Source organism: Mycobacterium sp. ITM-2016-00316, assembly GCF_002968335.2.
In the GTDB taxonomy this organism is placed as follows: Bacteria; Actinomycetota; Actinomycetes; order Mycobacteriales; family Mycobacteriaceae; genus Mycobacterium.
This window is the reverse complement of record NZ_CP134398.1, coordinates 62,466-87,961: the sequence shown is the minus strand read 5'-3', so window position 1 is coordinate 87,961 and position 25,496 is coordinate 62,466. Positions and strand designations below refer to the sequence as shown.

At 69.0% G+C, this 25,496-nt stretch carries 24 protein-coding genes; 13 read left to right on the top strand and 11 right to left on the bottom strand.

Annotation, left to right across the window (positions count from 1 at the left end):
- The first annotated feature begins 19 nt into the window (after nucleotides 1-19).
- The 4 genes from C6A86_RS00415 to C6A86_RS00400 all read left to right on the top strand — a co-directional run bounded on the left by C6A86_RS00415 (nucleotide 20) and on the right by C6A86_RS00400 (nucleotide 4,297).
- Nucleotides 20-901, top strand: a complete 882-nt coding sequence (locus C6A86_RS00415) for a LysR substrate-binding domain-containing protein (protein WP_105361757.1) — start codon at nucleotides 20-22, stop codon at nucleotides 899-901.
- 46 nt (nucleotides 902-947) lie between these two features.
- Nucleotides 948-2,168: an MFS transporter gene (locus C6A86_RS00410; RefSeq protein WP_233212861.1), complete on the top strand. Its 1,221-nt coding sequence runs from the start codon at nucleotides 948-950 to the stop codon at nucleotides 2,166-2,168.
- Nucleotides 2,169-2,291: 123 nt separating this feature from the next.
- Entirely contained in the window at nucleotides 2,292-3,509 is a 1,218-nt protein-coding gene (locus C6A86_RS00405) for an acyl-CoA dehydrogenase family protein (RefSeq protein ID WP_311101252.1), read from the top strand.
- Nucleotides 3,506-4,297 carry a tyrosine-protein phosphatase gene (locus C6A86_RS00400; protein WP_105363059.1) on the top strand — a complete coding sequence of 264 codons (792 nt, stop codon included), beginning with the start codon at nucleotides 3,506-3,508 and terminating at the stop codon, nucleotides 4,295-4,297. The genes C6A86_RS00405 and C6A86_RS00400 overlap by 4 nt, the downstream gene beginning before the upstream one ends.
- Here the strand turns inward: C6A86_RS00400 and C6A86_RS00395 are convergent.
- The 8 genes from C6A86_RS00395 to C6A86_RS00360 form a co-directional block, all read right to left on the bottom strand.
- Entirely contained in the window at nucleotides 4,290-4,772 is a 483-nt protein-coding gene (locus C6A86_RS00395; protein WP_057169085.1) for a DUF456 domain-containing protein, read from the bottom strand. The two genes, C6A86_RS00400 and C6A86_RS00395, sit on opposite strands and share 8 nt — an antisense overlap.
- A 16-nt stretch (nucleotides 4,773-4,788) precedes the next feature.
- Complete coding sequence (locus tag C6A86_RS00390; protein ID WP_105363058.1) at nucleotides 4,789-5,487, bottom strand: haloacid dehalogenase type II; 699 nt, start codon at nucleotides 5,485-5,487, stop codon at nucleotides 4,789-4,791.
- Entirely contained in the window at nucleotides 5,487-6,452 is a 966-nt protein-coding gene (locus tag C6A86_RS00385; protein ID WP_105363057.1) for an NADPH:quinone oxidoreductase family protein, read from the bottom strand. Before C6A86_RS00385 ends, C6A86_RS00390 begins: the two co-directional genes overlap by 1 nt.
- Nucleotides 6,449-7,312: an SDR family oxidoreductase gene (locus tag C6A86_RS00380; protein WP_105363056.1), complete on the bottom strand. Its 864-nt coding sequence runs from the start codon at nucleotides 7,310-7,312 to the stop codon at nucleotides 6,449-6,451. The genes C6A86_RS00385 and C6A86_RS00380 overlap by 4 nt, the downstream gene beginning before the upstream one ends.
- Nucleotides 7,313-7,359: 47 nt before the next feature.
- Nucleotides 7,360-8,763: an aldehyde dehydrogenase family protein gene (locus C6A86_RS00375; protein WP_105363055.1), complete on the bottom strand. Its 1,404-nt coding sequence runs from the start codon at nucleotides 8,761-8,763 to the stop codon at nucleotides 7,360-7,362.
- A gap of 76 nt (nucleotides 8,764-8,839) precedes the next feature.
- Nucleotides 8,840-9,781 (bottom strand): class I SAM-dependent methyltransferase, encoded by a 942-nt coding sequence (locus C6A86_RS00370; protein ID WP_105363054.1) that lies wholly within the window; start codon nucleotides 9,779-9,781, stop codon nucleotides 8,840-8,842.
- A 52-nt stretch (nucleotides 9,782-9,833) separates the two neighbouring features.
- Complete coding sequence (locus C6A86_RS00365; protein ID WP_105363053.1) at nucleotides 9,834-10,469, bottom strand: TetR/AcrR family transcriptional regulator; 636 nt, start codon at nucleotides 10,467-10,469, stop codon at nucleotides 9,834-9,836.
- A 95-nt stretch (nucleotides 10,470-10,564) separates the two neighbouring features.
- Nucleotides 10,565-11,536 carry a pirin family protein gene (locus C6A86_RS00360; RefSeq protein WP_105363052.1) on the bottom strand — a complete coding sequence of 324 codons (972 nt, stop codon included), beginning with the start codon at nucleotides 11,534-11,536 and terminating at the stop codon, nucleotides 10,565-10,567.
- 158 nt (nucleotides 11,537-11,694) lie between these two features.
- On the opposite strand from C6A86_RS00360, the gene C6A86_RS00355 reads away from it, so the two are divergent.
- Nucleotides 11,695-11,850 (top strand): hypothetical protein, encoded by a 156-nt coding sequence (locus C6A86_RS00355; RefSeq protein ID WP_105363062.1) that lies wholly within the window; start codon nucleotides 11,695-11,697, stop codon nucleotides 11,848-11,850.
- 6 nt (nucleotides 11,851-11,856) lie between these two features.
- Here C6A86_RS00355 and C6A86_RS00350 read toward each other — a convergent pair whose 3' ends face one another.
- Nucleotides 11,857-13,536 carry a phosphoenolpyruvate--protein phosphotransferase gene (locus C6A86_RS00350; RefSeq protein ID WP_233212974.1) on the bottom strand — a complete coding sequence of 560 codons (1,680 nt, stop codon included), beginning with the start codon at nucleotides 13,534-13,536 and terminating at the stop codon, nucleotides 11,857-11,859.
- Nucleotides 13,537-13,636: 100 nt separating this feature from the next.
- Here C6A86_RS00350 and C6A86_RS00345 point away from each other — a divergent pair, with 100 nt between their 5' ends.
- The 8 genes from C6A86_RS00345 (at nucleotide 13,637) to C6A86_RS00310 (ending at nucleotide 22,493) form a co-directional block, all read left to right on the top strand.
- The gene (locus C6A86_RS00345) at nucleotides 13,637-14,416 is read left to right on the top strand and encodes a DeoR/GlpR family DNA-binding transcription regulator (protein ID WP_105363060.1); all 780 of its coding nucleotides are present in this window, start codon (nucleotides 13,637-13,639) and stop codon (nucleotides 14,414-14,416) included.
- Complete coding sequence (gene pfkB / locus C6A86_RS00340; RefSeq protein ID WP_105363051.1) at nucleotides 14,413-15,390, top strand: 1-phosphofructokinase; 978 nt, start codon at nucleotides 14,413-14,415, stop codon at nucleotides 15,388-15,390. Before C6A86_RS00345 ends, pfkB begins: the two co-directional genes overlap by 4 nt.
- A gap of 17 nt (nucleotides 15,391-15,407) precedes the next feature.
- On the top strand, nucleotides 15,408-17,381 hold the full coding sequence (locus tag C6A86_RS00335) for a fructose-specific PTS transporter subunit EIIC (protein ID WP_105363050.1): 1,974 nt from the start codon (nucleotides 15,408-15,410) through the stop codon (nucleotides 17,379-17,381).
- 38 nt (nucleotides 17,382-17,419) lie between these two features.
- Nucleotides 17,420-17,677, top strand: coding sequence for an HPr family phosphocarrier protein (locus C6A86_RS00330; RefSeq protein WP_105363049.1), 258 nt, complete (start codon nucleotides 17,420-17,422; stop codon nucleotides 17,675-17,677).
- A gap of 178 nt (nucleotides 17,678-17,855) precedes the next feature.
- Complete coding sequence (gene mycP / locus C6A86_RS00325; protein ID WP_105363048.1) at nucleotides 17,856-19,202, top strand: type VII secretion-associated serine protease mycosin; 1,347 nt, start codon at nucleotides 17,856-17,858, stop codon at nucleotides 19,200-19,202.
- Complete coding sequence (gene eccE, locus C6A86_RS00320) at nucleotides 19,199-20,602, top strand: type VII secretion protein EccE (protein WP_105363047.1); 1,404 nt, start codon at nucleotides 19,199-19,201, stop codon at nucleotides 20,600-20,602. Before mycP ends, eccE begins: the two co-directional genes overlap by 4 nt.
- Nucleotides 20,599-22,152, top strand: a complete 1,554-nt coding sequence (locus C6A86_RS00315) for a PPE domain-containing protein (protein WP_311100983.1) — start codon at nucleotides 20,599-20,601, stop codon at nucleotides 22,150-22,152. Before eccE ends, C6A86_RS00315 begins: the two co-directional genes overlap by 4 nt.
- Nucleotides 22,149-22,493, top strand: a complete 345-nt coding sequence (locus tag C6A86_RS00310) for a YbaB/EbfC family nucleoid-associated protein (RefSeq protein ID WP_233212815.1) — start codon at nucleotides 22,149-22,151, stop codon at nucleotides 22,491-22,493. Before C6A86_RS00315 ends, C6A86_RS00310 begins: the two co-directional genes overlap by 4 nt.
- Here the strand turns inward: C6A86_RS00310 and eccD are convergent.
- Complete coding sequence (gene eccD / locus C6A86_RS00305; RefSeq protein WP_311100982.1) at nucleotides 22,490-24,019, bottom strand: type VII secretion integral membrane protein EccD; 1,530 nt, start codon at nucleotides 24,017-24,019, stop codon at nucleotides 22,490-22,492. The genes C6A86_RS00310 and eccD overlap by 4 nt on opposite strands.
- On the bottom strand, nucleotides 24,016-25,437 hold the full coding sequence (locus tag C6A86_RS00300) for a MinD/ParA family protein (RefSeq protein WP_105361620.1): 1,422 nt from the start codon (nucleotides 25,435-25,437) through the stop codon (nucleotides 24,016-24,018). The genes eccD and C6A86_RS00300 overlap by 4 nt, the downstream gene beginning before the upstream one ends.
- Nucleotides 25,438-25,496: the final 59 nt, after the last annotated feature.

Genomic DNA, 25,496 nt, shown 5'->3' with positions numbered 1-25,496 from the left:
TGCGGGAGAGGCGGTGGCGGTGAACATCGAAGAGCTGCAATGGTTCGTGACGCTGGCCGAGGTCGAGCATGTCACCGAAGCGGCGGCCGAACTGGGCATCAGCCAGCCGACGCTGTCGCGATCACTGGCCCGGTTGGAGTTGCAGGTCGGGGCACCGCTGTTCGACCGGCTCAACCGCCGGCTGCAACTCAACGGTTATGGCCGGATCCTGCTGGAGCACGCTCGCCGCAGCATCGACGAAATGCGCTCGGCCACCGAACGTATCGCTACCCTGCGCGACCCGGAGACCGGCACGGTGCGGCTGGCCTTCCTGCATTCACAGGCCGGCGGGTTCGTGCCCGACCTGCTGCGCCGGTTCCGCGCCGAAGCCCCGCGCGTGCAGTTCGAACTCTTTCAGGGACCGGCACACGCGATTGCGGAGCGGCTGGCCAACGGTCAGACCGATCTCGCGATCACCTCGCCGCGACCCGCCGGTCACCCGTGGCGAGTGCTGTACGTCGAACGGTTGTGTCTGGCGGTGCCGCGGGGGCATCGCTTCGCCGGGCGATCCAGGATTCGGCTGGCCGATGCCGCCGACGAGCCGTTCGTGGCACTGCGGCCGGGCTTCGGCCTGCGGCTGCTCACCGACGAATTGTGCGCCGACGCCGGGATCTCCCCGCCGGTGGTGTTCGAGGCCATGGAGATCCCGACGATGGAGGGCCTGGTCGCGGCCGGGTTCGGTGTCGCGGTCGTCCCGGTTCCCCGGCCTGATCGCACCGAACCCGGCGCCGCGTACATCCCGCTGACCGAGGCGACGGCGAAACGGCAGATCGGCCTGACCTGGAGCACGGACCGTGAGATGGCTCCGACGGCGCGGCGCCTCGCGGACTTTCTCATGCAAATTCGTCATGAACTGCACTAGTATCATGCATTGGACACATCACCGGTAGCGCCCTAGCGTCGTCCGGGTGGCGACCACGGTGACCCCTGTTGACTGGCAGGGCCATTCACGTGGATCCGCCGAATACCGGCGCTTGCTGGCCGCATTGTTCTTCGGGGGTGTCGCCACCTTCGCGCAGCTGTACTCCCCGCAGTCGGTGCTTCCGCTGATCGCACGTGACCTGGGCACCGGCGCCGCCGACGCCGCACTGACGGTGTCGGCCGCGACCGTCGGTCTGGCGCTGGGCGTCATCCCATGGGCCGCACTGGCCGACCGCATCGGCCGCGTGCAGGCAATGACGCTATCCATCACGGCGGCAACGGTTCTGGGGCTACTGGTTCCACTGGCGCCGACCTCAGCAATGTTGCTGTCCGGGCGTTTCATCGAAGGTCTGATGCTCGGCGGCGTGCCGGCCATCGCGATCGCCTACCTGACCGAGGAGGTCGACGCCGGCAACGCCGCTCGTGCCGCGGGCAGCTACGTGGCGGGCACCACGATCGGCGGGTTGGCCGGCCGGCTGGTCACCGGCCCGCTCGCCGAGCACGCCGGTTGGCGGGTCGGCGTGCTGGCGGTGGCCGTGCTCTGCGGGTTGTCTGCGGTGGCCTTCGTGCGCCTCGCGCCGGCGGCCAGGGGTTTCCGGCCCGCCCCGGGCGGCGACCTGGCCGGCCGGCTGCTCGACAACCTGCGCTCACCACGACAGCTGGCGCTCTACAGCCAGGCCTTCCTGCTGATGGGCGGCTTCGTCGCCCTCTACAACTTCCTGGGGTTCCGCCTGACCGCGGCGCCGTTCCACCTGCCGCAGACGCTGGTCAGCCTGGTGTTCCTGGCGTATCTGGCGGGCACGTTCACCTCCGCGCGCGCCGGCGCCGGGGCCGGACGCTTCGGGCGCCGAAAGGTCCTGCTGGGTTCGATCGCCACCATGATCGTCGGCACCGCCCTCACCGTGAGCGATCACATCGCCGTGGTGCTGCTCGGACTCGTCATCGCGACCGCCGGGTTCTTCGGTGCGCACGCCATCGCGTCGGGTTGGGTCGCCTACGCCGCCGGGACCGGCAAGACCCAGGCGTCCTCGCTCTACAACCTCTTCTATTACGCCGGGTCCAGTGCCGTCGGCTGGTTCGGCGGGCTGGCATTCGACGCCGCGGGCTGGACGGCGGTGGCCGGGCTGGTCATCGGACTTGCGGTGCTGGCCGGCGTGCTGGCCCTCACCACCCTGGGAAGTCGTGTCTGCGTCGAGCACCGGGTGTGAATCCTCGGCGGCGATCCGGCCGGTTTCCCGACGACGATTCACCGTCGGGCGGCCGGCGGCTCCCACCGCCCCCATTCCACTTGTCTAACCATGTGACATATCGTGGCGGTCATGGACTTCGCGATGTCTGCCAAGGCGGCTGATTACCACAAGCGGCTCTCCGACTTCATGGTCGAGAACGTCTTCCCGGCAGAGGCCTCCTACCACGCCTATCGCGAGGAAAAGGGGCCCAAGGATCACACGGTGCCCCCGGTGGTCGAGGAGCTCAAGGCCAAGGCCAAAGCCGCCGGGTTGTGGAATCTGTTCCTGCCCTCGGAGTCGGGGCTGACCAACCTGGAGTACGCACCACTTGCCGAGCTGTCCGGGTGGAGCATGGAGATCGCTCCCGAGGTGCTCAACTGCGCCGCACCGGACACCGGCAACATGGAGACCCTGCACCTGTTCGCCACCGAGGCGCAGAGCAAGCAGTGGCTGGAGCCGTTGCTGGCCGGGAAGATCCGCTCGGCGTTCGCGATGACCGAGCCCGCGGTGGCCTCCAGCGATGCCCGCAATATCGAGACCACCATGCTGCGCGACGGCGCCGACTACGTGATCAACGGCCGCAAGTGGTGGATCACCGGGGCCGCCGACCCGCGCTGCAAGCTGCTGATCGTGATGGGCCGCACCAACCCCGACGCCGCGAGCCATCAGCAGCAGTCGATGATCCTGGTGCCCGCCGACACCCCCGGCGTATCGATCGAGCGGTCGTTGCCGGTCTTCGGGTGGCAGGACCAGCACGGACACTGCGAGATCACCTTCGACAACGTCCGGGTGCCCGCGGAGAACCTCTTGCACGAAGAGGGCAGTGGCTTCGCGATCGCCCAAGCCCGCCTCGGCCCGGGCCGGATCCATCACTGCATGCGTGCCCTGGGGGCCGCCGAGCGGGCGCTGGCGTTGATGATCGACCGGGTGCAGACCCGTATCGCGTTCGGCAAGCCGCTGGCCGAGCAGGGTGTGGTGCGCGAGCAGATCGCCAAGTCGCGCAACCAGATCGACCAGGCCCGGCTGCTGTGCGAGAAGGCCGCCTGGACCATCGACCAGGAGGGCAACAAGGCAGCCCACGTGCTGGTCTCCCAGATCAAGTCCGTCGCCCCGCAGATCGCGTGCGACGTCATCGACCGGGCCATCCAGGTGCACGGCGGCGCCGGGGTCTCCGACGACTTCCCACTGGCCCGCCTGTACGGCTGGCACCGCGCGATGCGGCTGTTCGACGGGCCCGACGAGGTGCACATGCGCACCATCGCCCGCGCCGAACTCGGCAAAGAAAAGAGCCCTTTCGCCGCGGCGGTCACCGGACGATGACCGCGATGCTGGCGGGAGCGTGGAACTTTCGCGATGTTGCCGAGTCCGCCGGCATCCGGCCCGGCCTGCTGTTCAGGTCCAGCGAACTGAGCCGCCTCACCGACGAGGGACAGGCCGCGCTGCTCGCACTCGGCATCAACGATGTCGCCGACCTGCGCTCGCGGCGCGAGCTGGAACGCCGCGGCCCCGGCCAGGTGCCGGCGAGCATTTCCTTGCACCACTTGCCGTTCCACTTCGAGGACGACTCCGAGCAGGACGCACCGCACGAGGCCACGTTCCAGCGGGTGATGTCGGAGTCCCCCGACGGTGAGGACGTCGCCGAGTCCGCCAAGCGGTACATGACCGAGGTGTACGAGGAGTTCCCGTCGCTGACCGGCGCGCAGGTGGCCGTGCGCCAGGTGATCTCGCTGCTGGCCGACGGCAGGCCGGTCATCGCGCACTGTTTCGCCGGCAAGGACCGCACCGGGTTCACCGTCGCCACCGTGCTGGAGGCCGTCGGCGTGCCGCGGGATGCGATCCTGACCGACTTCCTGCGCAGCAATGACGCGATCGACCCGCTGCGGATGAGCATCATGGAATCGGTGAGGGCCCGCGCCGGCGAGGCACCCGAGGTGCTGACCTTCGCCGAGGCGCGGCTCACCGATGCCGTGCTCGGTGTTCGGGCGGAGTACCTTGAGGCGGCCGGCCGCAAGGTCGACGAGCTCTACGGATCGGTGGGCGGTTTCCTGGAGGCCGCCGGGGTGACCGAGGCGGATCTGGCCCGGCTGCGTACGTCCCTCACTAGCTGACGAGGACGCCGACGACCCAGGTGACCGTGGCCAGCAGCGCGCCGGTCAGCTCCACACCGACCGACAGCGCCACACCCTTGAGTGCGTGCACCGTCGAGGCCCACGCGCGGGTGGTGTCACGTCGCATTGCCAGTTCGGCGGCGAACACCCCGAGCACGAATCCGATGAGCAGACCGATGACGGGAATGACGAAGAAGCCGACGATACCGGCCACTGCACCGATCACCAGCACCGATGTTCGGACCTCTGCACGGCGCATCCGCTGGACGGGCCAGGTGTACTTGATCACCTCGGCGATGACGAAGAACGCCGCCGCGATACCGAATGTCACCCAGGACGTGGTCGAACCCTCGACGTAGGCCCACACCCCGATCGACGCCATCACCAGCAGTCCGCCGGGCAGGATCGGGATCACGATGCCGGCCAGCCCGACGGCGATGGCCAGCGCGACCAGGACGATCCCGAGGGTGCTCACCCCCTGAATCTACGGTCTACGCGCCGAGCTGTCGGGCCAGGTCGACGAAATCCTGCGCGACAAGCTCGAACTCACCGTCGGTGACTTTCGGCAGCCGATGGCCGGGGCCGTGCTCGAGCGGGCGCACGACGTAGCCGGTGCGCAGGCCACAGGCCCGCGCCGCCCGCAGATCGCTCGGGTGGGTGGCAACGAGCATGAGCTCCTCAGGTGCCACATCGAGCAGTCGGGCGCAGCCGAGATAGGCCTCGGGGTCGGGTTTGTAATGGCCGAACAGCTCGGCGGAGATGACACAGTCCCATGGCAATCCGGCGTTCTTGGCCATGTGCGTGAGTAGCGAGACGTTGCCGTTGGACAGCGTGGTGATGACGAAGCGCTGCTTCAGGCGGTGCAGGCCGGAGACCGCGTCCGACCACGGGGGCAGTCGGTGCCAGGCCCGGTTGAGGTCGTCGAGCTCGGCCTCGCCGACCGGGACACCCTCGAGCAGACCGGCCAGGATTTCGCGGTGCAGATCGTCGATGCGCGTCCAGGGCAACGCGCCCCGGCGCACCCGGTCCATGGCCGGGGCGTAGCCGGCCCGCCACGCATCGGCGAAGGACGCCCAATCCCGTTGCAGCCCATGGCGGGCCCCGAAGGATTGCAGTTCGGCGATGATGCCGGACCGCCAGTCCACCACGGTGCCGAACACGTCGAACGCCAAGGCGCGCGGAGCGTCCACTACGGCTCCAGGACGAGCTTGCCCCGGATCTTGCCCTCGGCCAGCGCCTGCAGACCTGCGGCACCGTCGGCGAGCCGGTAGGTCACCGGCGCCGGCGGCCGCAGCCCGGCGGCGACCAGGTCGGCGAGCCCGGCGCCGACCTCGGCTTGTGCGGCCGGCGAGTGCCGGACGAACTCGCCCCAGCCGACACCGACCACACTGACGTTGCGCAGCAGCAGCCTGTTCACCTTGACCGTCGGAATCCCCTGTCCGGCAGCGAAACCGATGACCAGCAGCCGCCCTTCGGGGGCCATCACCCGGATGGCGTCGTCGAACGCGTCACCACCGACCGGGTCGACCACCACATCCACGCCGCGGCCACCGGTGGCATCGAGCACCGCCTGCTTCCAGCCCTCGGTCAGCGGGAGCACCACATCGGCACCCACGCTCGCCACGAATTCCTGTGCGTCGGGGCGGTGCACCAGCGCCACCACCCGGGCGCCGAGCGCCTTCGCGACCTGGATGGCCGCCACCCCGATGCCGCCGGCCGAGCCGAGCACCAGCACCGTCTCCCCGGCCCGCAACGCCGCACGGCGGTGCAGGGCGAAGTACATCGTGTAGTAGTTGCCCAGCAGCGCGGTCGCCGCTGCGTCGTCGATACCGTCGGGGGTGGGCACCACGCTCGACGGCGCGACCGCCACCTGCTCGGCGTAGCCACCGAGCATGGACATCGCCGAAACCCGCTGGCCTACGGTGAAACCCGAACCCTCCGGAGCCGACCGGACGGTGCCGGCCACCTCCATGCCCGGAGTGAACGGTGGCTCCAAGCGCAGCTGGTACTCGCCGCGCAGCAACAGCAGGTCGGGGAAGCAGACACCGGCCGCGCCGACGTCGATGATCACCGAGTCCGCTGACTCCGGATCGGCGACATCGAGGTAGGCCAGCCCGTCGGTACCGGTCAGCGCCTGTGCGACAAGCGCTTTCATCCGAGTTTGAAGCTGGCGGCCTGCGCTGCCGACAGGTCGGTGATCTCGCCCCATTTGCCGGCGATGTCGTCCACGGTCGGCACCTCGGTGAAGGTGACGCCCTCGTTCTGGAACAGTGCGGTGCGCTGCACCTTGCCGCCGCCGACGATGAACACCGAATCGGTGTCGGGCAGTTCCTCGGTCATCAGGTACGCGACCACGGGCGCAACGTATTCCGGGGTCAGCTTCTCGAACACCTCGGGCGGCAGGATGTCCTGGGTCATGCGGGTCGCGGCGATCGGAGCGACGGCATTGGTCTTGATGTTGTACTTGGCGCCTTCCTGGGCCAGCGTATTGATCAGTCCGACCAGGCCCAGCTTGGCGGCGCCGTAGTTGGCCTGACCGAAGTTGCCGAACAGACCGCTGGTGGAGGTGGCGACGACGACGCGGCCGAAGCTTTGCTCACGGAAGTGCGGCCACGCCGCCCGGATGACGTTGTACCCCCCGTACAGGTGCACCTTGAGCACGGCATCCCACTGCTCGAAGGTCATCTTGTGGAACGTGCCGTCACGCAGGATGCCGGCATTGCTCACCACACCGTCGACCTTGCCGAACTCGTCGACGGCGGTCTTGATGATGTTCTCCGCACCCTCGGGTTCGGCAACGCTGTCGTAGTTGGCAACGGCGCGGCCACCGGCGGCCTTGATCTCCGCGACCACCTCGTCGGCCATGTTGTGTCCGGCGCCGGACCCGTCGCGGGCACCGCCGAGGTCGTTGACGACGACACTGGCACCCTCGCGGGCCAGGGTCAGGGCGTATTCGCGGCCGAGGCCACCGCCGGCTCCGGTGATGACGACAACGCGATCCTGCACTCCGGGCATTGCTACCTCTCCTGTTTGGGTCGATCCTGTTTGGGCCGATCCGCCGGCTAGAAAAGCCGCCGGGCCAGTTTCCACGCCTTCTCTGTATACGGCGGGTAGATCATCGCCCCCAAGTCGGGGCGGGTGGTCTTGGTCAGCACCGATTTGCGGTGGCTGAACTCCTCGAATCCGTACCGGCCGTGATAGGCGCCCATCCCGGACGGGCCGACACCACCGAACGGCAGCTTGGTGGTCGCGAAGTGGAAGATCAGGTGGTTGACCACCATGCCGCCGGCGGGCACCTCACGGATCACCCGTTCTCGGGTGGCCTTGCTCTTGGTGAACAGGTAGGCGGCCAACGGCTTGGGCCTCGCGTTGACGAAAGCGATTGCCTCGTCCAGGTTCTGGACCGTGACGATCGGCAGGACCGGTCCGAAGATCTCATCGGTCATCAGTGGCTCGTCCAGCGACGGGTCGACCACGACGGTCGGCTCGATCGCCAGCTCGGCGGCATTCGTGCCGCCGCCGATCGCCACCTCGCCCTCGGTGGCGGCCACCGCCGCGGCGAGCCGGTCGAAGTGGCGCCGGTTCACGATGCGCTTGCCGCCGGTCGCGTCGGCCTCGAACACCTGTACCGCGGCCTTGACCTTGGCGACCAGCTCGTCACGCACCGCGGCGTCGACGAGCACGTAGTCCGGGGCGATGCAGATCTGACCGGAGTTGATCAGCTTGGTCCAGGCGATCCGTTTGGCGGCGACGTCCAGGTCGGCGTCGGCGGCCACGATGACCGGGCTCTTGCCGCCCAGCTCCAGGGTCACCGGGGTCAGATGCGCGGCGGCGGCTTGATAGACCTTGCGGCCGATCTCGGTGCCACCGGTGAAGCAGATCTTGTCGAACCCCTGGTCGATGAGCAGCTGGCTGACCGAACCGTCACCCTCGATGACCGCGACGGCCTCGGGGTCCAGGTATCGAGGGACCAGCTCGGCCATCAACGCCGAGGACGCGGGCGCCAGCTCGGAGGGTTTGAGCGCGACGGTGTTACCGGCGGCGATGGCACCCACCGCGGGGCCGAGGGTCAGCGCGAACGGGAAGTTCCAGGCGCCGATGACGAGCACGGTGCCGAAGGGCTCGTACTCGACCCAGCCGCGGGCCGGCAGCTGGGACAGCTCCAGGAGCCGGTACCGGCGCTTGGCCCACTTGCCCAGATGCTTGGCGGCGTCGCGGGCCTCGGCGGCGGTGCTGGCGATATCGGCCAGCCACGCCTCGAACGGCTTGCGGCCCAGGTCCGATGCCAGCGCGTCGGCGATGGCGGACTCGTTGTCGACGACCATCCGTTCCAGCGCGCGGAGCTGCTGTTTACGCCATTCGATGTCGCGGGTGCGGCCGGTGGCGTAGGCCGCGCGGAGTCCGGCGACGACCGCCGGGATGTCGGTCACCGCTGGTGAAGTGGGTGCGTCTGCATGCATGGTCATTGGAGCGTCCTTCCAGACCGAGGAAATCTGATACTAACCATCCGGTCGGTCGGTCCATAAGACCTCAGTTCCGCTCTCAGCGTCTGATGGCGGTCACGAACTGGGAGAACGCGTCGTCGGCGGGCGCATCCGGGCCGTCGGGCAGCGCCCAACGATCGAGCCGGCGCATCTCGGCGGCCGATTGCACCGCGGCGCTGTCCCAGCCGTGGGCGCCGAGCCATTCGGCCACATCGGCACGGTCCGGATCGTTGTACATGAGCTCGCCGACATCGAGGCTGTCGGTGATACCGAACTTCTCCTTGATGGCCTCGAACCGTTCCTTCATCTGCTGGCGACGTTCCTCGGCCTGCGTCGGAGCTGTCTCCACCGCAATCCGGCTGCCCGCGGCGCTGAGTTCGGTGATCTGGGCGAAGAGCCGGTCCTGCGCGTCCGCGGGCAGGTACATCAACAGACCCTCGGCCAGCCAGGCTGTCGGCGTCGAGGCGTCAAAACCGGCCTGGCGCAACACCTTCGGCCAGTCGTGGCGCAGGTCGACGGCGACCTCCCGGCGGGTCGACGTCGGCTGCACGCCGTGCTCGGAGAGCACCGAGTGCTTATATTCGAGCACCTTGGGCTGGTCTATCTCGAAGACGGTGGTGCCGGCCGGCCAATTCAGTCGGTAGGCGCGCGAGTCCAGGCCGGACGCGAGGATCACCACCTGACGGATCCCGGCGCCGGCGGCGGCGGTGAAGAAATCGTCGAAGAAGCGGGTGCGCACCGCCTGATAGCTGCCCATGTGCGCGAAGATGGCGGCGCCTTCGGGGTCGATGTCGACCGCGCGGGCGACCCAGTCCTCGTCCATCATCAGGCCCCAGACACCACCGCCGGCGCCCTCGACCAGCATGCGCGCGTACGGGTCGCTGATCAGCGGGTCGGCGCTGGCCGTCTCGGCCGCTCGCGCTGCGGCGACCATCACGGCGGTGGTTCCTACGCTGGAGGCGATATCCCAGCTGTCATCGTGGGTGCGCAGTGAGCTCATGTCCCGATGCTACCGATAGTTAGGTGATCTATCCGTCTTCGCCGGTGCGCAGCTACTTCGTGAGCGTCCACAGCTTGTTAGCCATCAGCAGTTCCAATTGCTCGACCACCGCGGCGGCTTCGTCATGCGTCCCGACGTAACCGGCGTAGAAACCCATCCCCCACATCACCGCGACCAGCATCTCGACCAACGTTGCGACGTCGGTGTCGGTGGTCAGTTCGCCGCGCTCGATGGCATCGCCGACGGCCCACTGAACGAACGCCCGCGAGTTCGCGAGCGGGTCGTGCTCGTCCTGGCTGAGCTCGGGATGGCGCTGCGCCTCCAGCACCGAGGTCACCAGGAAGGCCGCGACCGAGCGGTCCTTGCTGTCGGCCTGCATCGCCACCGCGTAAAACGCCGACAGCCTCTTCAAAAGTGTCGGCTCGGCCTTGGCTTTTTCGATGCCGGCACGCACCACGACGGCGTTGGTGTGCTCGACCACTTCCCGGTAGAGCAGGTGCTTGCTCTGGAAGTAATGGTTGATGGCCGGGCGGGTCAGATCCGAACGAACCGCGATGGCCTGGAATGTTGCTGCGTCGTAGCCGAGTTCGCTGAATACCTCGCGTGCGGCCTGCAGGATGCGCTCCCGGGTCTCCGCTGCCTTGGCGGCAGGCGGACGACCCGGACCTCTGCTGGCTATATGCGGCACAGTCAAATTGTGCCACAGATCACCTGCCCCGCTACTCGAGGATGATTGCGAAGTCAGGCGGAATTGACCTTTCAGCAAACTGCTGGGAGCAGGGTTCAGCGCACCCGGTGCGGAGTGAGAGCGTTCGGCGGCAGTGACCCGAACCGGCCGGCGTTGAAGTCCTCCATCGCCTGCAGCACCTCCGATTTGGAATTCATCACGAACGGCCCGTACTGCACCACCGGCTCGCGGATCGGGCGTCCGCCCAGCAGCAGCACCTCCAGCGCCGGCCGGTTGCCGTCCTGTCCGGAGTCCGCGGCGATGTCGATGCGGTCACCGGAGCCGAGCACGGCCAGCTGACCCTGCTGGATCGGCCGGCCCTCTGACCCCACGCTGCCCCGCCCGGACAGCACATAGACCAGTGCGTTGAACTGCCGATCCCAGGGCAGGTTCAGCCGCGCGCCGGGCTCGATGGTGGCGTGGGCCAACGCGATCGGGGTGTGGGTCTGGCCCGGTCCGGCATGCTCGCCGATGGACCCGGCGATGACGCGGACCAACGCGCCACCGTCGTCCGAGGACAACAGCTCCACGGCACCGCCCTCGATGGATTGGTAGCGCGGCGCGGCGAACTTGTCCTTGCGCGGCAGGTTCACCCAGAGCTGGACGCCGTGGAACAGACCACCGCTCTCGACCAGTTCGGCGGGCGGGGTCTCGATGTGCAGGATGCCGGCACCCGCCGTCATCCATTGGGTGGCACCGTCGGTGATCAGACCTCCGCCGCCGTGCGAGTCCTGGTGCGCGAAGCGTCCGTCGATCATGTAGGTGACGGTCTCGAAGCCGCGGTGCGGATGCCAGTCGGTCCCGCGGGGTTCACCGGGCTGGTATTCGATCTCACCCATCTGGTCCATGTGCACAAAGGGGTCGAGGTCGGCGGCGCTGACGCCGGCGAAGGCGCGGACGACGGGGAACCCCTCGCCCTCGTAGCCGCGGGGGCCGGTGGTGATGGAGCGCACGCGGCGCTCGGTCTCGGCGGGCGAGGCCGCCGCGATGCGGGGCAGGGTGAGCGTATCGGCTGTGATGGCAGGCATGTTCAGATTAACCGGACTGTGGTCCGATTCATTCCTGGCGCGCCCGGTCCGAACCACACCGGGGACCCGATCACGACCGGCAGGTTTGGATTTTGACGGTTTTGGAAATTCCTCTCGAGCGATAACGCGTCAGCATCACCTCAAGGATGGGAATTACCATGATTGTGCTCGGCATCGTGCTCCTGCTGATCGGATACTTCACCAGCCTCTCGATCCTCTACACGATCGGCGCGATTCTCGTCGTCGTCGGCGTCGTGCTGTGGATCCTGGGCGCCGTCGGCCGTCCGGTCGGTGGTCGAAAAGTCTGGTTCTAGCCCGCTTTACCCCAACACGGCAAGTGCCGCGGACCTGGCGTCCGCGGCACTTGCCGTCTGCACCACCGCCTGCGCCGCGGCACGGCACCGCTCCAGCGTGACCCCGGCCAGCGCGGCGCCCACTCCCGGCACCGCCGTCGCGGCCGCCGACAGTGACGTCACGCCCATCCCCACCAGCACGCAGGCCAGTAGCGGGTCCGCGGCCGCCTCACCGCACACACCGACCGGCTTGCCCACGGCCGCACCGGCCTTGGCGGTCATCGCGACCAAGGTCAGCACGCCGGGTTGCCACGGATCGGTCAGGGTGGCCAGTTCGGCCGACATCCGGTCGGCGGCCATCGTGTACTGCGCCAGATCGTTGGTGCCGATCGACAAGAAGTCGACATGCTCCAGGATGCGGTCGGCCAGCAGTGCAGCCGCCGGAATCTCGATCATCACACCAGGCGTCAGCCCGAAGGAGCGTGCTTGGGCGGCAAAGTTTTTCGCTTCGTCGGGAGTGGCGATCATCGGCGCCATCACCCACGGATCGCTGCCGGTGGCCTGTGCCGCCGCGGCGATCGACTCGAGCTGACGGGTGAGCAGTCCCGGGTTCCCGAACGAGATGCGAACGCCGCGCACCCCCAGTGCCGGGTTGGCCTCATCCGCATGCCCGGCGAATTTCAGCGGTTTGTCCGAGCCGGCGTCCAGGGTGCGGATGACAACCTTGCGGCCCTCGAACGCGGTCAGCACCTCACCGTAGATGCGCGCCTGCTCGTCCACCGTCGGCTCGGTATCGCGGTTCAGGAAACACAGTTCGGTACGGAAGAGCCCCACGCCTTCGGCCGGAGTCTGACTCGCCGACCGGGCCGCCGCACCATCCTGGACGTTCGCCAGTACCGCCACCGCCTGCCCGTCGGCGGTGGCGCCGGGTCCGGTCCATTGCGCGATGCGCGCGGCGTCCTCGCGTGCTTTCCCGACGGCGCGCTGCGCCTGCTCGGCATCCGGGGACACCGTCACTGTGCCGAGGGCACCGTTGACCATCACCTTCACACCGGCCGGCACCGCGTCCAGCCCGCCCACCGCCACCACGCACGGAATGCCGAGCTGGCGGGCGATGATCGCGGTGTGGCTCGTCGGGCCGCCGAGAGTGGTGGCCAGCGCCACCACCAGGGTCGGGTCCAGGCCGGCGGTGTCGGCGGGCGCGAGGTCCTCCGCGCACAGCACCGAGGGAACATCCGGCACCGGGACGCCGGGTTCGGGCAGCCCGGCCAGCTGAGCGAGCACCCGGTCACGGACGTCCCGCAGGTCGGTCACCCGTTCGGCCATCAGGTCGCCGGCCTTCGACAGCGCGTCAGAGATCTTGGCGATGGCCCCACCCACCGCATGATGGGCCGGACTGCCCGCCTTGATCCGCTTTTCGGCGTCCAGCAGCCAGGCCCGGTCCTGGGCCAGTGCGGCGGTGGTGGCCAGCACCTCCGAAGCCACGCCGGTCGCGTGGGCCGCCCGATCGCGCAGCCGCTCGGCGACTGCGGCCGCCGCGGCTTTGAGCCGGTCCACCTCGCCCGGCCGGTCCGCCTCGGGCACATCGGCGGCCGACACCGGGGCGGTCGGTCGCGCTCCCGGCCGGATCACCGGGGCGTAGGCCACTCCGGCCACCACCGGAACGCCGGTCAGAACCTGTGTCTCAGTCACGGATGAAGTGCTCATGTGATTCAGATTACAAGAAAGCATTGACAAGTCAACAGATTCAAGCGTAAAACCACATATATCAACATTTGAGCCGGTCAGCTCACCCGAACGGAGACGGATGTACGCCGAGGAACGCCAGAACGCCATCGCCACCCTGGTGATGCAGCAGGGGCGCGCGTCGGTCACCGAACTGGCCCAGACCTACGACGTCACCACCGAAACGGTGCGCCGCGACCTCGCCGTGCTGCACAAGGCCGGCCTGCTGCGCCGGGTCCACGGCGGCGCCGTCCCGGCGCGGGCGCTGCACCTGGTCGAACAGGATGTCGGCGAGCGGGACGCCACCCGGGCCGCGCACAAGGACGCCATCGCCGCGGCCGCCACCGACGTCTTCCCGGCCGGTGGTGCCAGTGTGCTGCTGGACGCCGGCACCACCACCAGCCGGGTCGCCGCACTCATCCCGACCGACCGCGAGCTCGTGGTGGTGACCAATTCGGTACCGGTGGCCGCCCGGCTGTCCGCGGTGCCATCGGTATCGCTGCAGTTGCTCGGCGGACGGGTCCGCGGGCTGACCCAGGCCACCGTCGGCGAGCAGGCCCTGCAGACCCTCGAGCAGCTGCGGGTGGACATCGCCTTCATCGGCACCAACGGGATCACCGTGCGGCACGGCCTGTCCACACCGGACACCGAGGAGGCAGCCATCAAACGCGCCATGGTCAAGTGTGCGAATTATGTCGTCGTGGTCGCCGATTCCTCGAAGATCGGCCGGGAAGAACTCCACAGCTTCGCGCCGATCTCCGCCGTCGACGCTCTCATCACCGATACCGAGATCGCCGACACCGCCCGCGAGGAGCTCATCGGCCTCGGAATCGAAGTCACCTGTGCAGGAGCATCCGCATGATCGTCACCGTCACGCCCAACCCCAGCATCGACCGCACCGTCACGCTGCCCGGCACCCTGACCCGAGGTGCGGTACACCGGATCAGTTCGGTGACCGACGAACCCGGCGGCAAGGGCGTCAACGTTGCGCGCGCCCTCGGCCTGGCAGGTCTGGATGCGTTGGCCGTGCTGCCCTCGGCCGACGCCGACCCGATGCTCACCGCGCTGCGGGCCGCCGGGGTCCCCTACGCCACGGTGCCCATCCGCGGAACGATCCGCACCAACGTGGCCATCACCGAAAATGACGGCACCACCACCAAACTCAATGAGCCGGGTGCGACGCTGGACGCCGACGCCCTGGAAGCGCTGACCCGCACCGTGGTGGAAGCCGGGCACCGGGCGGAGTGGATCGTGATGTCCGGGTCGCTGCCACCGGGCGTACCGGTGAGCTGGTACGCCGACGTGGTCGCCCAGTTGTCCGACAAGGACTGCCTCGTCGCGGTGGACACCTCGGACGCACCGCTGTCCGCGCTGGCCGCGTCCTTCGGCCGCGCGGCCCCCGATCTCATCAAACCCAACGCCGAGGAACTCGCCGGCCTGACCGGCACCTCCGCCCAGGAGCTGGAAGATGCTGCCGCCGCCGGTGATCCGATGCCGGTGATCGCCGCGGCCCGCCGATTGGTCGACCGCGGCGCCCGCACCATCCTGGTCACCCTCGGCGCGGCCGGCGCGGTGCTCGTCGACCCGACCGGCGCCTGGTTGGCCGGCTCTCCGCCGATCACCCCGCGCAGCACGGTCGGGGCCGGTGATTCCGCACTCGCCGGCTACGTACGGGCGGCGCTGTCCGGGGCGGACGCCCCCGACCGGCTGCGGATGGCTGTCGCCTATGGCAGTGCCGCCGCCTCGCTGCCCGGGTCCGCGCTGCCGACGCCGGACCTCATCGATCTGAAAGCCGTACCAGTGAAGGCCATTTCACTGTCCCGTTCCGAGTCCTGACAACAGAAGGTCACTCCATGTCCAGTTCACCCTCGGTGATCACCACCGACCTGGTCCTGCTCGACGCCGATGCCGGCGCCGACAAGCAGTCCGTCATCTCCCGCATCGCCGGGCTACTGGTCGGCGCGGGCCGCACCACCGACGCCGACGGGCTGATCGCCGCCGCGATGGCGCGCGAGGCCCAGTCCGCGACCGGCCTGCCCGGCGGGATCGCCATCCCGCACTGCCGGTCACCGTATGTCGACACCCCGACCATCGGTTTCGCCCGGCTGTCCCCCAAAGTCGACTTCGGCGCCCCAGACGGTCCGGCCGATCTGGTGTTCCTCATCGCCGCACCGGATTCCGGCGGCGCCGAACACATGAAGCTGCTCTCCAGCCTGGCCCGCGCGCTGGTACGCAAGGACTTCGTCGAGTCGCTGCGGTCCGCAGGCACGGCCGGTGAACTGGTCGCGCTGGTCGAGGGCGTGGTGAACCCCGCCCCCGCGCCCGACGCACCCGCCGCCGCGCCGGCCGCCTCCGCAGCACCTGCCGCCAAGAAGAAGATCGTGGCGATCACCGCCTGCCCCACCGGAATCGCGCACACCTACATGGCGGCCGATGCGCTGAAACTGGCCGCCGAACGCGCCGACGTCGAGTTCGTGGTGGAGACTCAGGGCTCCTCGGGCAGCACACCGCTGCCCGGTTCGACCATCGCCGCCGCCGACGCCGTCATCTTCGCCACCGATGTGGGTGTCAAGGACCGCAGCCGGTTCGCGGGCAAGCCGGTGATCGCCTCCGGCGTGAAACGCGCCATCAATGAACCCGACACCATGATCGCCGAAGCCGTTGCCGCCGCGGATAACCCGAGGGCCGCCCGGGTGGAGGGCACCGCCGGCGCCGACAGCGGTACCGAGGGTTCCTCCAACGTCGGCTGGGGCACCCGGACCCGGCAGATCCTGCTCACCGGTGTGAGCTACATGATCCCGTTCGTCGCGGCCGGTGGTCTGCTGATCGCGCTGGGCTTCCTGTTCGGCGGCTACGAGATCGCCGACAACGGCCAGGACATCGCGCTCAACAACTCGCTGACCAACCTGCCCGACGGCGGCATGATGCAGTACCTCGGTGCCATCCTGTTCACCCTGGGCGGGCTGGCCTTCAGCTTCCTGGTGCCCGCGCTGGCCGGCTACATATCCTTCGCCATCGCCGATCGGCCCGGTATCGCGCCGGGCTTCACCGCGGGCGCGCTCGCGGTGTTCGTCGGCGGCGGCTTCATCGGCGGCATCGTCGGCGGCGTGATCGCCGGCTTCACCGCACTGTGGATCAGCAACCTCAAAGTCCCGCAATGGTTACGCGGCCTCATGCCGGTGGTGATCATCCCGCTCATCGCATCACTGTCGGTGGGTCTGATCATGTTCTTCCTGATCGGCCGCCCGCTGGCCTGGGTCAACACCAGCCTCACCGATTGGCTCAACGGGCTGACCGGCACCTCGGCGGTGTTCCTCGGCGTCATTCTCGGCCTGATGATGTGCTTCGACCTCGGCGGCCCGGTCAACAAGGCCGCCTACGCCTTCGCCACCGCCGGCCTCGCCGCGGCCACCACCGCATCCTTCGAAATCATGGCGACGGTGATGGCGGCCGGCATGGTCCCGCCGCTGGCCATGGCTCTCGCCACGACCATCCGCCCCGGCCTGTTCAGCGAACCCGAGAAAGAAAACGGCCGCGCGGCTTGGCTTCTCGGCGCCTCGTTCATCTCCGAGGGAGCCATCCCGTTCGCCGCGGCCGACCCGCTGCGCGTCATCCCGTCGATGATGTTCGGCGGGGCCATCACCGGCGCACTGTGCATGGCGTTCGGTGTGACGCTGCGGGCGCCGCACGGCGGCATCTTCGTCTTCTTCGCGATCGGCAACCTGTTGTGGTTCGTCATCGCCTTGGCTGCCGGCACCGTCGTCTCCGCCTTGGCGGTCGTCGCGGCCAAGCAGTTCATCAAGCCCCGCCAAGCTGTGTCCGTCTGACATTCTCGACCACAACCCCAACACACAAGGAGAAACACATGCCCGAGAAGACCGTCACCGTCGGATCCTCCATCGGCCTGCACGCCCGGCCCGCCGCGATCATCGCCGAGGCCGTCGTCAATGCCGGTGTCGAGGTGACCCTCGCCGTCGACGGTGGCGAACCCGTGGATGCCGGCTCCGCACTGATGATCATGACGCTGGGCGCCGGAAACGGCGCGCAGGTGACGGTGGCATCGGAGGATGCCGCGGCGCTGGCCACCATCGCCGAGCTGGTGACCAAGGATCTCGACGCCTGATCCAGAAAGCGGAACGAGGCCCATCTGCACCCCCGTAAAATGACTCTGGCAAAGCTGGATGGGAAGTCCACACCTAGGCTGTCGTGACAGGATGCGCCGCCGGTAGGCGGCCTCCACTTTGCTGCGGGGTGTGCCGGCGCAACCCGCATCCGGGGACTGCAAGGGGGAGTGAACAACCGTGCGACGCATCGGTGCGCTGCTGGCCGCTTTGGCACTCGTCCTGCTGACGGCGCCGCCGGCCGTCGCGATCGAACCGCCCGTCATCGATCCGGCCGCCGTCCCGCCCGACGAAACAGGTCCTGACCAGCCGACCGAGCAACGCCGGCAGTGCTCGGCGCCGATCAGCTTCCCGGATTCGAATTTCATCGACAAACCGTGGGCCAACGAGTACCTGCGCCTTGCCGATGCGCAGAAATTCGCCACCGGGGCCGGGGTGACCGTCGCGGTCATCGACACCGGGGTCAACGGCTCTGCCCGGGTCCCTGCCGAACCCGGCGGCGACTTCGTGGACAAGGCCGGCAACGGAATGTCCGACTGCGACGCGCACGGGACACTGACCGCGGCAATCATCGCGGGCAGGCCCGCTCCCACCGACGGGTTCATCGGCGTTGCCCCGCAGGCGCGCATTTTGTCGTTGCGCCAGACCTCGGACAACTTCCAGCCCGTCGGTTCACGCAGCGACCCCAATGACCCGAACACCACCCAGACGGCGGGCTCGTTGCGCAGCCTGGCGCGCTCGATCGTGCATGCCGCCAACCTGGGGGCACAGGTCATCAACATCAGCGAGGCCGCCTGCTACAAGTCGACGCGGCCGATCGACGAGGCCACCGTCGGCGCGGCGATCAACTTCGCCGTCAACATCAAGGGCGCGATCGTGGTGGTGGCGGCCGGCAACACCGGCCAGGACTGCACCCAGAACCCGCCGCCCGAGGCCGACGTGCCCAACGATCCGCGCGGCTGGAAACAGGTGCAGACGATCGTGTCCCCCGCCTGGTATTCGCCGCTGGTGCTCACCGTCGGCGGCATCGGGCAGACCGGTCAGCCCAGCACCTTCTCGATGTCGGGCCCCTGGGTCGACGCCGCCGCGCCTGCCGAGAACATCACGGCGCTCGGCTATGGGAGCGAGCCGGTCAATGCGCTCAACGGCGCCGAGGGACCCATCCCGATCGCCGGCACATCCTTTGCCGCGGCCTATGTTTCGGGGCTGGCCGCGCTGCTCAAGCAACGGTTCCCCGACCTGACGGCCGCACAGGTCATGAACCGCATCACCGCCACCGCCCGCCATCCCGGGGGCGGCGTGGACAACTATGTCGGCGCCGGCGTCATCGATCCGGTTGCGGCTCTGACCTGGGATGTACCGCCCGGCCCCAAGGCGGCTCCCTACCGCGTCAAGCAGCTGCCGCCGCCGGTGGTCATCGAACCGCCCGACCGCGGCCCGATCACCATCGTGGTCCTGACCGGCGCCGGGCTGGCGCTGGTACTGGGCATCGCGGCGCTGGCCCGGCGGGCCATGAGGCGCCGATGAAGGAGTTCCTCGGCCAGTTCGGGTTCCGGTTCACCACCGGTCACCTGCTGTGGGCGGCGGTCCTCATTCCGGCCGGTATCGCGGTATTCAGCGCGCTGGACCTGTTGTGGCTCGGCATCACGCTGGCCGTGCTGCTCGCGATCTCCGTCACGCTGACCGTGCGTGGACGCCGCATCACGGGCTGGGTCGCGGCCCTGTTCTCGTGGCGCCGCAGGCTCACCACACCGCCCGCCGCGCCCTCGGCACCCGCCGTGGGGGCCACCGTGTTGCCCGGCGACCACGTCGCGGTGCGCTGGCAGGACGATTTCCTGGTCGCGATCATCGAACTCATCCCGCGGCCGTTCACCCCGACTGTCCTCGTCGACGGCGAGGCCTTCACCGATGACGTGATCGACACCCGCGTGGTGGAGCAGCTGATCAGGGCGCACTGCCCCGAGCTCGAGGCCGACGTGGTGGCGGCCGGATACCGGGTCGGGAAGTCGGCACCGGCCGGTCTGGTCGCCCTCTACGAACAGGTGGTGGGCCCCTACCCGGCGCCGGCGAACCGGCGTACCTGGATCGTGCTGCGTGCCGATCCCGAGGTGACGCGACGGCCCGCACAGCGCCGTGACACCGGGGTGTCGGGGCTGGCCCGCTATCTGGTCGCCTCGGCCACCCGGATCGCGGATCAGTTGGCCAGCAACGGAATCGACGCGCGCTGCAGCCGCAGCTTCGACGATTTCGACCATGCCACCGAGATCAGCTTCGAACGAGAATCCTGGTCGTCGATCAAGGGCCGCAGCACGTTCACCACCGCCTACGTCGCCCCGGGCGGTCCCGACATGTGGTGGTCGGCGCGCGCCGACCACACCATCACCCGGGTGCGCATCCGCCCCGGCGCGGCGCCGACCACGACGGTGCTGCTGACCACGCTCGCCAATCCTTCGACGCCGCGCGGATTCTCGTGCCTGTTCGGTGGCCAGCGTGCGGCCCTGCTCGGCGAGAGCCCGGTCACCGACCGGCACTACGAACTGCCCATCGGTTCGGCCGGAGTGCTCATCGGTGAGACCGCGGACCGCTACCCGGTCTACATGCCGTTCGACGATGTCGACGTGAGCGTCAACCTCGGCGATGCCCGGCTGTTCACCCAGTTCGTGATCCGCTCGGCGGCCGCCGGCGGGATGGTGACACTGGGCCCGCAGTTCCGCGAGTTCGCCGGGTTCGTCAACGGCCGGATCGGACCGGTCGCCAAGGTGTCCTGGCCGAATTCCACCACCTACCTCGGACCGCACCCGGGGGTCGGCCGAGTTGTGCTGCGCAGCAACTTCATCGAGACCCCGCGGCACAGTCAGTTGCCCATCCGGCTGATCAATCCGCGCGAGGAGAGCCGCTACCAGATGGCGCTGGAGGGGGCGTCATGACATCACCGCTGAAGGTTGAACCGGCAGACCTGCGCGGCAAGGCCGCAAGCCTTGACGTGCCACTGCCGCCCACGCCCGAGCAGCCGCAGGCGCCGTGCGGTCTGGAGCTCGCGGGGATCGCGGTGGGACAGATCAGTGCTGAGGGCGAGGGGATGAGATCCTTCATCGCGGCCGGGCAGGAGGAAGCCGCCCTGCTCTCCGGGGCGTTGAAGGCCGCGGCCAGCACCTACGAGTCGACCGATCGGGCCGGCGCCGCGGCGATCGACGGCACCGTCGGCGAGATCGCGGGGATTCCGGTTCCCGAGATGGACGTGCCGGTATCGGCGCCGCAGATGCCCGTCGCCGCCTGTCCTGCCCCACCCGGCTACCTGGCCGTCGAGGTTGCCGCAGAACAGATCGCACAACCCGACCAGGCCGCGACGCTCGACAGCTTCGCGGCGAACTGGGGCGACTATGCGGCCCAATTGGCCTCGCGAGCCGAGGAATTCGACCTCGACGCGGTCGATTGGGACGGCTCCGCTGCCGAAGTTGCGGGCACGGCGCTGCGGCGCCACAAGACCTGGCTGCAGGAAATGGCCCGCGCCGCAGTGAAGATGGCTGACCACGCCAAAGAACTCGCCCGCATCCACCGATGGGCGGCCGCGTCACACCCCACCGTCGCCGAGGTGCAGGCGATCACCGCACAGCTCGGTACGACCACCGACGCGACACAGATGTCGCTGCTGCTTGCGGAGTACCAGAAGCTGCAAGCCAAGTCCGAAGAGGTGCTCGCCGACTACGCTGCGGCTGCGGCCGTCACCCCGGTCACACCGCCGACCCCGCCGATTCGGCAGGCGCTGCAGACCGGTTGGGACAGGGGCAAGAACAAGACGACGACCCGGCCTACTGCGCCACCTCCCACCGGCACCGGGAACCCGGCGGGCGGCGGCGGCTCGGAGGGCGGCGCACCGGCGCAGGCCGCCCCACAGCAACCCCCATCGACACCCATGTCCACGCAGTCCGGTCAGCCCGCCGGTTCCCCGCCCTCGGGGGGTGCACCGTCGAGCGGTGGTTCCCCTTCAGGTGGCGGATCCCCCTCCGGGGCGGGCAAACCCGGCGGAGGCGGCGGTCTCCCGAGCGGCGGCCTGCCCGGGGGCGGTGGAACTCCGGGCACCGGCCTGCCCGAACCGGGCCTCGACGATCCCGGGATATCGCCGGCCGGTGTCGGTGGTGGTGGCTCGGGCGGCGGATCCGGGGCTGGTGGCGGTGGCGCCCCGGCACTGCCGTTGCAGCCCAACGTCGGTGCCGAAACGGTTGCACCCAGCCCCGGCGGTGGCGCGCGGGGCGGTGGGTCCGGGGCCATCCCGGCGTCGGCCATGGGTGGCGGGATGGGCGCCATGGGCGGCGGCATGGGCGGTATGGGTCACGGCGGCGGCCAGCAGGGCAAGGAGAAGCGCCGTGACCCCCGCTTCGCGCCGGACGAGGAGCTCTACGTCGAAGAGCGCGCCTACACCGAGCCCGTGATCGGTAACCGCAGGCGCAAGGACGTGCCGGACAAGGAGCCCAAATGAGCACCGATCACGGCGGCGCGCAGATGCACCCGGAGGTGGCGGCAGTGCTGCGCCAGGCCGGCCGCCTCCAGGACCTGATGGACCAGCAGCTGCACAAGATGGCCAGCGAATCCTTCACCGCGACAGACGAAACCGAGACCGTCGAGGTGACGCTGAACGGTCACCACCACCTCGTCGATGTGTTCATCGCCGACGGCACGCTGCGGCTGGGTGCCGGCACGGTGGAGCAGCGGCTGAACGAGGCCCTGCTCAATGCGACCGCCGAGGCCGCGGAATCGATCGCCGCCGACCAGGACCGCCTCAACGAGGCGGTCGCCGAGATCACCGGGACGACTCCCTAGAATCGCAGGTTGCGCAGCAGGTCGTACACGCCGGATATCCACAGCAGCAGCGGTATCACCGCGGCGATCGATGCACCGTCGAACAACTCGAAGATCCGCTTGGTGACCGGTGAGAGCCGGTTGACGTTGTCGGTGGCCGCCACCGTGATCAACGCGACGAGCGCCACCAGCAGGTAGATCGCCAACACGAGCCAGGCCCGATCCGGGTACCACTGACACAACCGGACAGCCACCCCGGTCGGCACCGCGACGCTCACCGCCATCAACGCCCAGGCACACCATCTTTCGGCGTACAGCCGGGACCGGAATCCGCAGATGACGGTGACCAGTGCGGCCACGATCATGCTGTGCAGGAAGAAGTGTCCCTGCACCACCACCGAGATCGCACCGGCGGCAAGGACCACTGCGCCGGCGGTCAGGAAGCCGATCAGCAGCTGTTTGGAGAGCTGGCTGCGCTCGGTCAGGCGGGCCGCCGAATCCGGCACCGAGGCAATGATCGCCTGCCAGGTGGGAGACTCGTCGTCGGCGATGTCGGGCCGCGAAACCGGGTCCAGCAGTTCGTCATTGGTCACCGCCTCGCCCGGGGCCGGGATGGGCGGCAGGGCGATGCGCGCGACGGCGACGGTCAGCTTGGCGGCGTTGGTCACCACGATCAGACCGAAGGCGATGGCGCCGGCGGGCACCCATTCCTGGCCGCCATATCCGTAGGTGACGGCGGCCGCGGTGATGGCCACCGTGAGTACCGCGAAGAACGACGCCACGCTGGCCCGTTTTCGTGGTCCGCCGCGGGTGGACAGCGTGAACAGCAGCGTGAGCGCGGCCGCGGCCGCCAGCTGCGGGGCGCCCAGCCCGTCGGCCTCCCGCGGTAACGGCACCGCCAGCGCCGCGGCCGCGGCCAGAGGTGGGAGTGCGGACAGCATCAGGCTCTCGGCCAAATCGATGCTCTGGTAACGGCTCTGCGACAGCATGGCGCCACCGAGCAACCCCAGCCCCAGCACCGCGAGAGCGACCGCCCACCACCAGGACTGCCCGGACTGCGTCCAGGCCACCAGAGCGGTGACGGTGCCGACCACCGAGACCGTCGGGATGGCCAGACCGACGAACCGGTTCAACGCGCTGCGGTCGAACTCCGGGGATTCGTCGAGCACCGCGATGGCGTCGATGACGTCCTCGACCAACGGCCGGTACCTCTCGGTGCGGCTGACCGACACCAGCGTCAGCAGTGCACCGTCCACGACACCGGCGTCATCCAGCGATTCGCTGGCCTTCAGCGGGGGTGCGCCCGGACGGGCGAAGGCCCAGACGCCCTGCGCCTTGAAGTCGAAGCCCGCCAACACATCCGCGGGTGCGTCGTCCAGCAGTTCGGCCAGCACCGCGACCGTCTCGTCGATATAGGTCTCGATCGGCGCCGACGCCGGCAGCACCAGATCGGTCATCCGTCGGCCGGTGAGGATGGTGACCCGGGTTGTCGACGGCCGGCCCGGAGTGACGGCCGACGGCCCCGACGACATGGCGGTGGCGGTCAACGCCGTTCGAGCCGGTCGAAGTCATCGGACAGCGAGGCTGCCAGTTCCAGGATTCGGCGCTGGAAGGTCTGGCCGAGCAGGTCCAGCTGGATCTCGGTGCCCGCGGCGATGTGCTTGTCCCAGGGCAGCACCACCACCCGGCCGGGCGCGATGTGGCGCTCGAACTGCTGCACCAGATCATCGACGTCGATATTGGTCTTACCCGGGGTGACGTGGTTGATGACCACACAGGACCGGCCCAGCAGATCCTGATATCCGTTCTGGCGCAACCAGTCCATCGTCACCGCGGCCTGGCGGGCCCCGTCGATCGATGCGCTGGCCACGATCACCATGCCCGACACCGTGGACAGCACCCCGCGCGAGGACGGGGTGAACAGACCCGCGCCGCAATCCGCCAACACCAGGTTGTAGTACCGGGACACCACACCGACGGCAGCTCTCCAGTCGTCGTCGTTGAACTCGCGCCGGGCGGCGCTGTACTCCTCGGAGGACAGCACCTCGAGATTCGCCGCGTTCATGCTGGTGTAGGCGCGGATATCGTTGTACCGGGACAACTCCTTGTCCGACAGCAGATCCGATACCGTGGCCGCCGACTGCCTGCCGGCGCGATCGGCGAGGTTACCGCCGTCCGGGTCGGCGTCGATGGCCAGGATACGGTCACCGCGGACCCGGCTGAGCGCCGAACCCAGCGCCACCGTGACGGCGGTCTTTCCGACTCCGCCCTTGAGGCCGAACACGCCGATCTGGTAGGAGTCCCTGGCATTCCGGCGGACACGGGCCTGCAGGTCCATCTCGTAGATCTCGTCCGGTGACGGGCCCATGTTGATGCGGGTGAACATGTAGAGCCAGTGCCGCCATCCACGTTGCGACGGCATCTTCACCGCGGAGCGCACCCCGACGTGGGACAGCGCGTCGATCGCGCGATGGTTGCCGATGGTGGCCGCCGACGTGGGTGCGGGCTGCCCGGTCGGAGCCGGGGCATTGGCCTGGGACCACGCAGTTTCCGGCGCCTCGTTGAAGTGCTGGCTGGGGGCGGGTGCGGGAGCCGAGCGCTGCTGCGGCGCGGGAGCGGCGTACTGCTGCTCGAACCGCGCCCCGGCGCCGGGGTTGGCCTGCGGGGTGCGCAACAACCCGTTCTGTACCCGCTGCGGCCCGGTCGAGGGCGTCACCGGAATCTGGCTGGTGACCTCGCTCGGCCGCGGCGGTGGCGCCGCGGTTGGCGGAGCCGTCGACGTCTGTGTCGGCGCGATCGGCATCGGTGGGGCGGCGTGCTCTCCGGTATAGCCCGAACCGCCTGCGCCGGAACCGGATGCGTTGACCGGCATCGGGGGCGTGGATTCGCGGTGGGCCGCGGTTTCCTCGTCGGCGGCGTCGGACGCACCGGAGGAATGGAACAGCCGGTCATAGTCGGCCGACATAGGCACCTCTCAAAGTCGTTCTGTTGCCGGTACGCACGGGGTGGGCGGACGCCCGAAGG